The sequence below is a fragment of the Kangiella spongicola genome, assembly GCF_003194565.2.
Classification (GTDB): Bacteria; Pseudomonadota; Gammaproteobacteria; order Enterobacterales; family Kangiellaceae; genus Kangiella; species Kangiella spongicola.
On record NZ_QICH01000001.1, the window covers coordinates 497060 to 510810 of the forward strand.

A 13751-nucleotide genomic window follows, 5' to 3' on the forward strand; every position below is an offset into this window, starting at 1 on the left:
TTATCCCTCCTCTGACTCATAACGATAGGTTTTAGCTAACACACTAAAACTTAACTGCTCAGACTGTTCGCGGTTTTGCGCGCCTCTTCTCGAACCACCCCCTGCACGTTTTATCTCAAAGCTATGCAAAGTAACAATACGAGGTAATTTAGATATACGGCTTACGAAATCTGCTATCTGGTGATAATTACCTGTCGCCACAATTTCAATCGGCTTTTCGATATAAAAAGCCTTCTTAGTTTCATCCAAGTATTTATGCGACAGAAGCTCAACACCAGCACCTGAAGCGGCATAGGAAATTTCATCCAACAAACCTGGAATTTCAGTATTTTTTGGAAGCTGCTCTAAAAGTCCTTTAAAGGTTTCTTTCATCTCAGCCATTTGCTCACGATAAGCGTCCAAATTAACGGCTTTTTCGTATTCGCGCTTATAGTCTGCTAATAACTGAACTTCTTTTTTCTTTTTGGACTCTAATTCACTTAACTGCTCGCTAGTATCGAAGTAATAGCCCAAGCCAAGAACCACCAGCATAGCAATAATGATAAATACTATTTTCCCAGGAAGAGGCCAAGAACCAATATTATTAAAATCCTGGTATTGACTTAAATCAGCCATTATTTGCCCTCCTGTTGTTTCACAGTGTCAGGAATAATTTGCTTAGCTTCCAGTGTGAAGTTTTGTGCAGGGAGCCCCTTGTTCTGCCTATTAACATCTTTTAGAGCCGATGTTTGCAGCCTGTCAGAACTGTCCATTTTACGCATAAATTCAGAAATTCTAGGGTTTGTTTCGCCTTGCCCAGTAAACACTAACTTATGTTCTGTCGCTTGCTCACCAGTACTTGGGGATTCTTGCCTTGTCCAAGTCGTTAAGTTAATACCTTCAGGAGTCACTCGAACTAACTGATCAAACATACGCACTACTTCTGGGCGACTTTGTTGCAAATCGGTAATCAATTCCATCCGCTTGATTAGCTCTTCTTTTTCTTTTTTAAGCCGATCAATTTCTTTAGTTTGTTGCTTTAACACACTGATTTCAGTGTTCAGTTTGTTAATTCGCTTATCTTGGTTTTCGATTCTCGAGTTCATAACTGTATTGACTAATAGCCAAATCAAACCAGCCAGCACTACCATTAAACCGAAGGTAATCCAAAACTCTTTATTACGTTCTTGACGTAACTCTTCACGCCAATCGAGTAGGTTAATGCGTGCCATTATTCGAAACTCCTTAATGCTAGTCCACAGCTTATCATCATTGCTGGCGCGTCGGCGCTCAATGCTTGTGTATTCACATGAGACGAAATGGACATATCCGCAAATGGGTTAGCCACGCGGGTTGGTGTACCTAGATGCTCTTGAATCATGCCATCTAAGCCATCAATGGATGCACAGCCACCAGCTAAGATAACTTCATTTACCGAGCTGTATTCGCTCGCAGAAAAGAAGAACTGTAATGCACGGCCAACTTGTTGCGTAATGATTTCAGCAAAAGGCATCAAAACTTCTGACTCATAGTCATCCGGTAAACTACCCTGCTTTTTAGCTAGGCCAGCTTCTTGGTACGACAAACCGTAGCGACTTTGGATTTCTTCAGTTAATTGATTGCCGCCGAAAAGTTGCTCTCTGTTATAAATCACTTGCCCATTTTGAAGCACATTTAAGCTTGTCATGGTCGCACCGATATCAACAATCGCCACGATCGAATCTTCTAAGTGCTCAACTGTTTTCTTTTTAGTCAGTTGATACGAGCGTTCAATGGCATACGCTTCGATGTCGACAATCTTGGGGGTTAAGCCCGCGATGTCTAGCGCATCAAGTCGAGTATCAACGTTAACACTGCGTGAGGCCGCTAAAAGCACATCCACCAAATTATCATCTGTTGCAGAATCGCCTAACACCTCGAAGTCGAGGTTAACTTCTTCAAGTGGGTATGGAATATACTGATCCGCTTCAACCTTAATCACATCTTCCATTTCTTGGTCTGACAGACCCTTTTCCATCTGGATGGTGCGAGTAATTACTGCTGAGCCCGACACTGCCACAGCGGCGTCTTTGGTTTTGGCTTGAGCTTTTTGGACAGCTTTTTTTATTGCATTACCGACCGCTTCAGTATCACGAATATCTCGTTCTACTACTGCGCCCTGTGGTAATGGTTCGACAGCGTATCGATCAACTCTATAGCGACCGCCAGACTTGCCAAGTTGCAACACCTTGACCGTCGTCGAGCTGATATCAATACCTATAACTGGTACTTGTTTCTTTTTGAATAACCCCAGAACCATAAATCCTATGCCTCACTAAGTTGGTTCAACACAGTCCATTTGTCCATTTTATCTTAATATACTTCTAAGACATGTCCCCAGAAAAGTGGATACAAATCCACATTAAACTTAAACTTTTTTGTTAACTAACACTTCTAAGATACTATATTTACACTGATTTACAAAAAAATTCAGCCTTTTTTTTTAGAAAAGGTATACTGGTACTCAATTCGTTCATCAGCTATTACGCTTCACAATAAATCTTTCTCATAAAATGACCATCAATATATTGAAGAAATTAGCCCTTTTTGTGATTATTATCACAATATTTGTGGTTATGACCATTATTGGCGCATTCCTTTATGCGACTCCGCAAGTGCCTGAAATCGACTCTCTTAAAAATGTAAAATTACAAACCCCGATGCGCATATTTACCTCAGATGGCAAGCTAATCGGCGAGTTTGGAGATGTTAGGCGTGAACCAGTCAGCTACGAACAAATCCCCAAAAACTTCATTAATGCATTAATTTCGACCGAAGACCAGCGCTTTTATGAGCATAGTGGTGTCGACGTTCAAGGTCTACTAAGGGTTATTAAAGTTGCGGCAACCACTGGCGAGTTTTCCGAAGGCGCCAGCACTTTAACCATGCAAACCGCTCGGAATATGTTCCTTACCCGCGATCAGCGCCTTAAGCGAAAACTTATCGAGATGTTTCTGGCGATCAGAATGGAGCAGGAGTTATCCAAAGAAGAAATTCTTGAGCTCTATACCAATAAAGTCCACTTTAGTCACAGAGCCTATGGACTCGCGGCAGCGGCTGAAGTCTATTACGGCAAATCTCTGACCGAGCTTACGCTACCAGAAGCCGCCATGATGGCAGGCCTACTCAAAGGCGAATCAGCCTATAACCCAATTTCAAATCCCGAACGAGCCCTTCAGCGCAGAAATCTCGTACTAAGTCGTATGCTTCGCGAAAACTATATAGATAAAGACGTTTACGAGCTTGCGGTAGAAACTCCCCTTACGGCTAAAAAGCACGCTGCTGCCCTCGATATTGAAGCGCCTTATGTAGCCGAGATGGTGCGTCTTGATGTCATAAACCGTTTTGGTCGCGACATTGCTTACAATCATGGTCTCGATATAGTCACGACTATCGACTCAAAGCATCAAAAAATCGCTAATGACGCCTTGCGCGAAGGTCTTTTTAGCTACGACCGCCGTCATGGTTACAAAGGCCCAGAGCGCCAAATTGAAGATTTCTCTAATAAGGAATTAAGTGAACTATTACAGATTTTAAAAGACACCCCAGTCATCGCAGGTTTACGCCCTGCAATCGTCACCGATGTTAAGGAACAGTCGATTACAGTCCTGACTGCTGATGCAGAAGAAATTACCATTGATTGGGACGGTCTCAATTGGGCAGCTAAATTTATTAGCGATAGTCGGATTGGCTATAAACCAAAGTCGGCACAAGAAATTGCCGCTGTTGGTGACCTTATTCGCATCATGTCGGTTGACGAGGATAAGTGGCATTTGAGCCAAACCCCCGAAGCCTCGGCGGGCTTTGTTTCGATTCGTTCTAAAGATGGCGGTATTACGTCATTGGTCGGTGGCTTCGACTATTTGACCAACAAGTTCAATATGGTCACCCAAGCTCGTCGTCAACCGGGCTCAAACATTAAGCCTTTTATCTATGCAGCAGCCTTCGCCAAAGGTTTCACGGCCGCTAGTCTTGTCAACGATGCGCCTTATGTCAAAGTTAACAATGAAATAGACGAGGTGTGGAGACCCCAAAACGACAACTTAAAATACAATGGTCCAACACGCTTGCGGATCGGCTTAAAGCGCTCCATTAACACTATCTCGACGCGCTTGATTGACAGCATTGGTCCCGCCTACGCCGAGCAGTTCTTAGTTAAAGTTGGTCTGCCTGATGAACACATGGATCCTTATCAATCCTTAGCACTGGGTACCGCGAGTTTCACCCCTCTTGAAATGGCCACAGCCTACGCCGTGTTGGCTAATGGCGGTTATCAAGTGGAGCCCTATTACATCGAGAAGGTAACCACCTCTTATGGCGACATTCTTTATCAAGCGACGCCTAAAATAGTATGTGAAGAGTGCGAGCAGATTCGTATTAACAACCAAATTCGTGACGCTAAATACAAACCTGAAATACGCAACTACCCTGCTCTACCATTGCCTGAAAAGAAAATTGCCAAAGAAGTCATCGACCCGCGTGATGCTTTTATTATCTACGACATGATGAAGGATGTTATTCACAGTGGTACAGCGACCACTCAGCTAAGACGCAGAAACAGTCCTTTATTGGAGCGCCACGACTTAGCGGGCAAAACCGGTACTGCGAACGACTATAAAGATGCTTGGTTTTCAGGCTTTAACGATAAGCTTGTGGCCAGTGCATGGATGGGCTTTTCGGATCACAGACGAAGCCTCGGGCGTTACGAGTACGGTGGTAAAGCCGCATTACCTATTTGGGCATCCTTTATGGAAAAGGCTCTTGAAGGCATACCTGAGCAAGAAATTATCCAACCGCCTGGTGTAGTCTCGGCTAAGATCGATCCTGAAACAGGGAAGTTAGCGGCTCTTGGCCAAAGTAATGCTATTTTCGAATATTTTAGAGATGACAATGTACCTTCTGAGGTTAGCCAAAGAAGCACTGATTTTGGCGATATCTATAATCAGACCAATCGCTCTCAACAGCAAGACTCGCCTGAAAGCCTTGAGCAAGAAGAGTTAGATCAACTGATCGACTCCATTCAAGATGAAGGCCAGCAAGAACCACCAGAAGAAGAGCAGGAAGAGCCCGAGCCAAGCTCCATATTCTAGCTTTCAAGCCTAGCCGCTTTTAATCAGCAGCTAGGCTTTCCTTTAAGGCACAAAAAAAGCACCCCTAGAGGTGCCTTTTTCAGTAATAACCTAGGGTTATTACTTGTTAAGCGTACGACTACCGAAACGCTTACGGAAACGATCAACACGGCCGCCTGAGTCAACCATCTTCTGCTTACCAGTATAGAACGGGTGGCATGCAGAACAAACATCAAGACTGATGTCCGAACCAGTTGAACCTACTTCAATAACGTTACCACAACTACAAGTTGCCTTGATCGTTTTGTATTCTGGGTGGATACCTTGTTTCATAATTCATCTCTCTTTTTGGAGTCGCCATTCGGGCTATAACCTAAAGAACCGTTAACTAACAGAACCAAGTTACGCCAAACACCACTCAAATATTTGGGAAGCGAGATTGTACGCGCCATTGCTACTGAGATCAAGTGCTACTGAGATCAAGTCGCTAAAATGAAAAGCCTTGTTCCTAATGGACACTCTTACCTTACAAGCTCGATATCCACGCCAAATAAAAAGTTATTTTTTACAGAAAATGAACGCTGGCCAAGAATTTCATCCTTATCATTTATCGCTTGCAGCTGATAATCGCCATTGCGTAGCCCATCAACCCTAAAGTAACCAAACTGATCGGTATAAGTGCTCATGACTAGGTTTCCGTCTTTATCAAAGACAGCAATCTTGGTTTGAGGGCTAGCCTCACCATTAATAGTTACTTGGCCTGCCGCGCTATACTTTGCTTCCATGTCAAAATCGACGCGGGTTACCGCAGAAGATCCAACTTCAACAATATAGCTTTTCGTATCAGGCACCAGCTCAATAGGCAAGAACTCACCATCCAAAGCCACGCGGTGGATTCCAGGGGTCACTTTCTCCAGATAGAAGGTACAGCCCTGAACAGGAACTTTATAATTTGAACCGTTTACCAGTACGCTGACATGCTCCATGTCACAGCTGTCACTGCCGGTATTTAAACTGCCGGCGATGGTGCCGTTAGTGTTATAAGATCTGCGATGAGTTGCTGGCACAAACTTATCGCCTGCGACGGCAAAGTCCATCGAAACGCGTGCAAATACTGAAAGGCCACCATCGTATTGTGGGTCTGCTTCGCGCACTCTTAGGTCAAGATAGACTCCAGAGGCAATTTGCTTACGGTATTCAGCAAATAGGCCAGCACCGTACTCATTCGAATGATTGACCTCGAACCGTAAATGATCATAGCTGGTCCAATCCGTCGAGCGCCAATAGAAACCAGCGGCTGACTCAATAACGGTGTTCTGGTAAGGACGATTGTCTAGAGTGCCCTTATACATTCGCCCAGACATATAGCTTTGTATATTTTCATTAACACTATGATCAAATCGCACAGTTTGCTCATCCGGCTTATGCGTCACTCTAAATCGCGACTCAAAACTTGGCCGATAATATAACTCTGTTCGATAAGCGCCATCGAAGTCAGGACGCATCGCAACAGAGAAGTTATCACTTACTCCATAAAAAACCCCGGGCTTTATGAAACTGACTTTCTCATTGTTTAAAGCGGTACTTTGCTGGTTCTTCCGGTCTTGGTAACGCCCGATTAATTCTAAACGTAGGTTGGTTTCTGGTGTGTAATAAAAGTAGGCGTTGGCTGTAGTTAAATCACCATCCGTATTATCGAAAAAACCCGCTTCCTGCTGACGTACAAAAGTAGAAGCTCGCCACTTTTTACCGCTTCCATCAAGCTCTAGCTGTTGTGTCAGCGCATCATTACGCCAAGCAGCACGGTACGCACCAACAAAGTGGCTACCTAAAGAAGACGCCACACCCGCAGTTTTTGTATCAACATCATCCAATAAATACCCTGCTTCAAGCGTGGTTTCATCGCTTAAGCCGTAGCGATAAAGAAAAACACCCGCCTCACCATTATCCTCAAAGTCCGGATCGAGCCAATTCCCCTTCTTACCATAAGCAACACTGGTGACCATTTGACCTTTACTCAGCAAGCTTTCAGAGCTTAATCGAGTTTTATTTTGACGCTCCAGTTCGGTTCGGCTAACTGCATCTAAAATCACCACCTCTATTTCGTTATAAAGCCCTGATTCCGATCGCACCTCACCGAAATCGTAGGTACCGTCGAGGCGTACAAAAGTTTCGCCAATTAGTTGATTGTTAACGAATAATTGAGCGATAGCACCCGCTTCAGCAGTACCTCTAATCTTTTGTACCGAAGTGCCAAGCTCCCGAAAAAAGCGTGACTGACTAATATCTTGATAAGGGTCAAAAGGCAGGCTTTTGTTGCTGTAAAAATACTGTGCACCAGTAATCGTCACAGTGGGCGATACGACCGATGGACTCGCCACTTGCTTACCTATCAACCACTGTTCTTTATCATCGCGCTTAAGCCAAAAGTATTCATCTAGTCGCCAGTCGCCTAAAGTGTTTTTCTCGGCTTCTAGTAACCATGAGCCACCCGCCGCCGCGCCACTCCCTACGATTTCACTGCGACTATTATTTTGTGTGAAATCTAATGGCCCACCATCTTTCTCTGCATACACTTCATGCGACAAACGGAACTGGCGTAAGCTAAATACATCAGGTTTGAAGTCCACTTCAAGGTCTTGTGTATTGCTCCGGCTCGTTACAGAATCACGTTGCTCGGACCAGGGCGGTAACAACGTTAATGCGTATTTTGACTCATCAAAGTCACCGTTGACCCTAAGGTATTCATTTAAGGTACTCAGCCCCATCCATAACTCACCATCGATTCGAAAGCTTTGCCTAGCAGGGATTTCAACATCTGCTCCAGGCACACTCACAGTGATAAAGCCATTCTCTAATTTAAAACTGGCGCCGATGACTGGAAATACTTGCTCAATTGGGATTAGATAATCAGTTTCTGATTTTACGATATCGAGCGCGATAAGCTCACGGCCTCGCACTTCTAAACCGACTAGGATTTTTTCATAACCGAAACTGTTACCGGCGGTTTTAGCAGAACCCGAATCGTTATAACTCGCTTCCCACGGGCTATAAATGGCGCTACTGTCGAGCGGTTTTGGGCTATGGTAGGCTAACTCGCCTGTCACTTCGTCTATATTTGATGAGTGCGGCTTAGGCTGTGCAAAGGCGTTCGCCGACAGCATTGTCGCTAGCGCAAAACCTACCTTGGTTATAATCTTGCTGTCCAATGCTCTTACTTACCGTTTGTTACACGGTAAACCTTTTCATAGACAGTACCTGCAATATCCACCTTTAACACTAGAGCGTAATCATCAGGCAGTGATTTAGTCAGTGGTAAAGCGCTTTTAACTGTTCGACGTTCGCCAGAAAAAACAGGTTTTGAATTCAGCTTGCCTTGTTCAATATACTTACCTTGGGACTCACCTATGTTGAGCTTTAGCTGTGACAACAACTCTTCATCCGAGAGACTTGTCTTCCCCACGATTCTAAACACTCCTTCTGGGCGAATATAAACATTACCTTTATTGGTGAGGTCGAACGTTAGTTCCTGTGATTCCTTCGAATAACTCATGCCATGAAATACTGCGTTTTCTATAGTCTTGCCAAAGAAAGCATAGACTGGCACGCCGACATTAAACTGTACATTCACTCCTTTTGAGTGCTCTTTCTGTTGCTGCTTAAAAAAGATCATAGCACGATGCTCACCGTCCATTGGTTTTGCTTTCGGGCGGATAGCCATACGAACTGTTTGCTGACTCTTGGCTGGAATCGTTAACCGCACAGGGTTAATGATTAGCCACTGATCCAAGCTTTGTGGTGTCGGTGGTAGAGCGCGATAGTTATTATTCTCATCAAAATCCCAGTTTTGTACCGAGACTTCAACGCTCATGGGCTCTGCCCCTAAATTCAGAACTGTCACGCTTTTAGTGCTACGCACTTCATCGGTATTGAATTCTACGCGCGACGGCGAGATAGCTAGTTGTGGTTGAAGTCCTTTTTGGCTCGCGGCATCTATAGACTCTGCAAGCATTAAGCCTGATAGGATTAAAATAAGAAATATAGAAACAATTTTTCTAAACACTAAGCAACCTCATTAATTCAAGCGCAGTAGTTTATAGGTTGTCGCAGCTCAAAGGAGTGCCATCACCTCCGCTGCTGTCAGACCCTCTAAATAACTCTACTTGCAAATTCCCTCGGTAAACTCCGCTATCTTTAGCATTGCTTAAATCCAACGTTAACTCAATTCTACCGCGGGTTCTCACGCCTACTTTAAACCACAACCAATATAAATTCTGCCTGGCACTAGGAAGAGCACGAATTTGCACAACGTCGAGACAAGAGTTAGCCCCACTACAAATTTTATTATCACCTTGAGTCAGTCCGTTAAACTGGTATGCCGCAGTGATATAATCATCATTTGCAGCGCCTTCAAATGTCACATCCACTTGCCAAATAAACTCTGTACTTTTTACCACTCTGCTATGATCAAAACGAGAAAGGTCTGAGCCGATATCGAGATTAATGCTCTGGTTAATTATCAGCTTCGACTGACTACCGGTAATGGCGAAAGCCTGCTCAGCAGAATTACTTCTTTTAGTAACATCACTTCTAGAAACCACTAGCGATTCATCTATTGAGTTACAATTAACATTCGCACTGGCTGTATCAACTACCCCCAGACAAATAACAAAAAAAGCCGAACTCAAAAGGCTCGACTTTTTTTGTAAAGCATTCATGCTGTTTCTCAATGGCCGGTCGCTATTAAGAGCCCGTTACTGTAATCGTATAGTTAGCGGTTACAGTACCGTCATCCAAATCTGAAGATGTTAAATCGATATCAAACGAAACAGCGCCTGTTGTAGCTGCCATAGAAGGCGTACCAGTTGATGGTGTTATATCAAGATTTGAAACTGCTGATTCGCTTGCCTTGTCAGCAATAGAAGCGTTAAAAGTACCGTAACCTAATGCACGTACTGCCCAGCTGTTTTGTAGTGTGACAGTTGCTGAAGTGCCTGTTGCGGCAAGATCTGAGGCAATATCAAGATTAACAGCATTACTTGAAATAGTGCCACTTTGTGTTGCTGTTAGAGCTGATGCACAATCTTCAGTAGTACAACTACTATCTAAAAGACTTGCGAATTCGCCAGGTGCAAAGCTTAAATCGATATCTGTGTATGCGTAAAGAATCAGTACGTTTGGTATTGAAACGTCAACATTCACGTCCAACTCTGCGGCTTTGCTCGATGATGCAAAGATAAGACTTGCAGCTAGACTAGCTACAAATATAGATTTTGTTAAGATATTCATAATTTCACCTCTATATAAAACTGCTCTCTGGCAACAGGATGCGAACTATATCACATAAAAAGGCTCATACTAAGTCAAATATGCATCAAAATGTCTATTTTTTATACATGAATATTCGTAACAAATATAAAATTATTATTTATCAATAACTTGATGCCTTTTTATCATATATTGCCTGACCTATCTAGGCTAGTAACATGGTTATCTTCTGAACAAACCCTTTCAAAATTGACATGCAACCGGCAACAAGTGACAATTTTCGTCACTTTTAGCAGGCCAACTTGCCACCTCAGATTTATTTCAGATTGATATATTTTTGTTTTTGTCAGGTTTATAAACAATTCTATATAAATACCTTATGAGTTCAAAATTTGAGGCTTGACGAATTTAGAGCATAAAAAAAGCGACTCTAGGTCGCTTAATTGCTTCAGTTTTTATTATTGCTATTATAAGTTGTTGTCGTTATTAATCTTTGCTCATCTCAAATAGCGCTTTGATTGCAACAATCAAGGTTGCGGCACCTACCATATAGCCAATGTTATGCATGATAGATCCGATAATAGTCCCCAGACCGGCTATATCATTTAAGGCATTCTCTAATGGATAAATCGCTGTTGATGCCATCAAGAAAGCAATACATGCGATTAGGAATCCTTTTGTTTCACTACCCGAAACATTAAGGAAACCAACCACTAAACCCACGACTACCAGTAATAATGGAAACCAGCTAACTTCTACGAAGCCACCAATGACCGCTACCGCTAACCCCGCTAAAAACGCAATACTACCTATTTTCATCTCACGCTCCTCCCCATTGAATTTGCTTTTAATCGTAATGACAGACTCTATTCTGCCTGACGATTAGTTTTTTCTATCTCTTTTTTGTTTTGACATTAGTATTTTTTACTAGAGCATACAGTATCAGGTTTTTTTACAATCACAAGTCCGACCAGGTTATCTTTTTCTGCTTTCCCAACGCAACACGCTATTTCATAAGCATCAGACTGCAAAATATTTATTGCCATAAGTGTTCGCACTACCTATCCTTGACGCATTCACTTTGCTTAAGATCTAATAACGTTACTAAATGCTAATTCGACTCGCGGTTCCGACTCCCCTACGTCGCTCTTTTGATTACCGATATAAAGGTACAGCGCCAGCTGTGGGCAGCCGCGTTGTAGTGCCTTTTGGTCGTCAGAAGCTAACCGCCGTAGTGTTGAGCCATCCAGACAGCAGTCAGGTTCCTAGCAGCAAACTCAAGTATATAGACAAAGTTATCGATAGTGAGCCTTTACTACCAAGCGTATTATTCAAGCTTATTCGTTTTGCTGCTGATTACTACCAACATCCTATAGGAGAGGTTTTCGCCAATTGTTTACCAACCCTTCTTAACAAAGGTGAGCCCGCTAAGTTAGAGCCTGAATGGCAATGGTCACTGACCCCATCAGGCGAGGATGCTATTCCTAAAATCCGTAGCAATGCCGTTAAGCAAAAGCAGCTTTTTCAGCTATGTCTCGAGCACAATGGTGTTCTTACGGAGCAGGTGTTAGGGCTCCACGACTTTATACCCTCTTACCTGAAAACCTTTGAAGAAAAAGGCTGGCTTGTGAGATCTGAGCAAAAGCCAAGCCAAGTGGTCTATGAGCCTGAAGCAGGCTACGACACAGAAAACGTAACCTTAACTAGTGAACAAGAAGATGCAGTGGACTCGATTAGGCCACATTTCGGGAGCTTTAAGGGCTTTTTGTTGGATGGCGTAACTGGTAGTGGAAAAACCGAAGTCTATTTACAGCTTATTCGTGAAGCGCTAAGTCGCCAGCAGCAAGTGTTGATGTTAGTGCCTGAAATTGGCCTAACGCCACAAACGGTAAAGCGTTTGGAACGCCGCTTTAATGTCCCTATCGCCATGCTTCATTCCGGCTTAACCGATAAACAGCGCTTGAATATCTGGCTAAAAGCTCGTGCCGGTCAAATTTCGATAGTTATTGGCACCCGCTCTGCACTTTTTACACCTCTAGCCAAACCAGGTTTGATTATTGTCGATGAAGAACACGACCTTTCCTATAAACAACAAGAAGGTTTCCGTTATTCCGCGCGCGATCTCGCTATCGTTAGGGCGCAGTACGAGCAAACCCCGATTGTGTTGGGTAGCGCCACACCATCTATGGAGTCGTTGCATAATGTTGAGCAAGGTAAGCTTTCGTTATTACGACTAACGAAGCGTGCTGGTGAAGCAAAACCGCCCCATATCAAGGTGTTGGACGTGCGACAGCGCCACCTCAATCAAGGGCTATCGCAGCCTTTAATCGATAATATGCGCAAGCACCTCGCGCAAAACCAGCAGTGCATGATTTTCCTTAATCGCCGAGGTTTTGCGCCAACCTTGATATGCCATGAGTGTGGCTGGATTGCTGATTGTCAACGCTGTGATCGTCACATGACCTATCATCAGCGCTTTAAACGTTTACATTGCCACCACTGCGACAAGCAAGTATTTATGCCGAAACGCTGCCCTGAGTGTCAATCCCCACAACTCAATCCGGTAGGGTTAGGTACAGAACGTCTAGAAGAAGCGCTCAAAGAAATATTCCCTGACAAATCAGTCGCTCGGATTGATCGCGACAGCACGCGGCGCAAAGACTCGATGCAAAACTTCGTCGAGGCTATAAAGAATAACGAGATCGACATTTTAATCGGTACTCAAATGCTGGCCAAAGGTCATCACTTCCCAAAACTGTCTTTAGTCGGTGTGGTCGATACCGATGGCTGTTTGTTTAGCGCAGATTTTCGTGCCACCGAGCGCACCGCACAGTTACTAACCCAAGTCGCTGGCCGAGCTGGGCGTTCCAAAGGTATTAAAGGCGAAGTCGTGATTCAGTCACATCACCCCGATCATCCTTTATTAGTCAATTTATTCACTCAGGATTACCAAACGCTTAGCCGAAATATTCTAGCCGAGCGCCAAGAAGCACAGCTTCCACCTTATACCGCCATGGCCATTTTCCGCGCAGAAGCGAATACGCTTGAAATGCCTATGACGTTTTTAAATGATGTAAAACAACAACTTAAACATACAGGTTTAAGTGTTTATGGCCCATATCCCGCGCCAATGCCCAAGCGCGCTGGCAAAATGCGTGCGCAATTAATGGTGCAACACGCCCAGCGTAAACGCCTACAGCAGGCATTAAGCCCCATCACGCCAACACTCGAGCAACTTCCAAGTTCGCGCAAAGTTCGTTGGTCGCTAGACATCGATCCACAAGAAGTGTTTTAGCCCTAAACTAACCTCGCCAACAGCATTAGCCTGCGACTCCTCACAATTTTTATCATTTTTGCCATTGGGCGTTGGACTTCCTTAGCCCAGCGCTTAAAATA

The 13751-nt window shown here is 43.8% G+C and carries 11 protein-coding genes; 2 read left to right on the top strand and 9 right to left on the bottom strand.

The annotated features are described in order from the left end of the window. The 3 genes from pilO to DL796_RS02125 are packed head-to-tail and all read right to left on the bottom strand — an operon-like array spanning position 1 to position 2278. Positions 1-615, bottom strand: coding sequence for a type IV pilus inner membrane component PilO (gene pilO, locus DL796_RS02115; RefSeq protein WP_110199510.1), 615 nt, complete (start codon positions 613-615; stop codon positions 1-3). Further along, on the bottom strand, positions 615-1211 hold the full coding sequence (locus tag DL796_RS02120; RefSeq protein ID WP_110199512.1) for a PilN domain-containing protein: 597 nt from the start codon (positions 1209-1211) through the stop codon (positions 615-617). The genes pilO and DL796_RS02120 overlap by 1 nt, the downstream gene beginning before the upstream one ends. Continuing rightward, on the bottom strand, positions 1211-2278 hold the full coding sequence (locus tag DL796_RS02125) for a pilus assembly protein PilM (RefSeq protein WP_110199514.1): 1068 nt from the start codon (positions 2276-2278) through the stop codon (positions 1211-1213). Before DL796_RS02125 ends, DL796_RS02120 begins: the two co-directional genes overlap by 1 nt. A gap of 289 nt (positions 2279-2567) precedes the next feature. Between DL796_RS02125 and DL796_RS02130 the strand changes: the two genes are divergently transcribed. Further along, positions 2568-5108, top strand: a complete 2541-nt coding sequence (locus DL796_RS02130; RefSeq protein ID WP_227592932.1) for a penicillin-binding protein 1A — start codon at positions 2568-2570, stop codon at positions 5106-5108. 99 nt (positions 5109-5207) lie between these two features. Here the strand turns inward: DL796_RS02130 and rpmE are convergent, their stop codons facing one another. From rpmE to DL796_RS02160, 6 genes are all read right to left on the bottom strand, one after another. After that, positions 5208-5420, bottom strand: coding sequence for a 50S ribosomal protein L31 (rpmE, locus tag DL796_RS02135; RefSeq protein WP_110199518.1), 213 nt, complete (start codon positions 5418-5420; stop codon positions 5208-5210). Between the two features lie 188 nt (positions 5421-5608). Continuing rightward, a complete protein-coding gene (locus DL796_RS02140) occupies positions 5609-8296 on the bottom strand; it encodes a carboxypeptidase-like regulatory domain-containing protein (RefSeq protein ID WP_110199520.1) in 2688 nt (895 codons plus the stop codon). A 5-nt stretch (positions 8297-8301) separates the two neighbouring features. Then, positions 8302-9150 carry a fimbrial biogenesis chaperone gene (locus tag DL796_RS02145; RefSeq protein WP_227592933.1) on the bottom strand — a complete coding sequence of 283 codons (849 nt, stop codon included), beginning with the start codon at positions 9148-9150 and terminating at the stop codon, positions 8302-8304. Positions 9151-9181: 31 nt separating this feature from the next. Continuing rightward, positions 9182-9805, bottom strand: a complete 624-nt coding sequence (locus tag DL796_RS02150; RefSeq protein WP_110199524.1) for a hypothetical protein — start codon at positions 9803-9805, stop codon at positions 9182-9184. A 25-nt stretch (positions 9806-9830) separates the two neighbouring features. Next, positions 9831-10376: a hypothetical protein gene (locus DL796_RS02155; RefSeq protein WP_110199526.1), complete on the bottom strand. Its 546-nt coding sequence runs from the start codon at positions 10374-10376 to the stop codon at positions 9831-9833. Between the two features lie 465 nt (positions 10377-10841). Next, entirely contained in the window at positions 10842-11174 is a 333-nt protein-coding gene (locus tag DL796_RS02160) for a hypothetical protein (RefSeq protein ID WP_110199528.1), read from the bottom strand. A 289-nt stretch (positions 11175-11463) separates the two neighbouring features. Here DL796_RS02160 and DL796_RS02165 point away from each other — a divergent pair, with 289 nt between their 5' ends. Further along, positions 11464-13650 (top strand): primosomal protein N', encoded by a 2187-nt coding sequence (locus DL796_RS02165; protein WP_110199530.1) that lies wholly within the window; start codon positions 11464-11466, stop codon positions 13648-13650. The last annotated feature ends 101 nt before the right edge of the window (positions 13651-13751 follow it).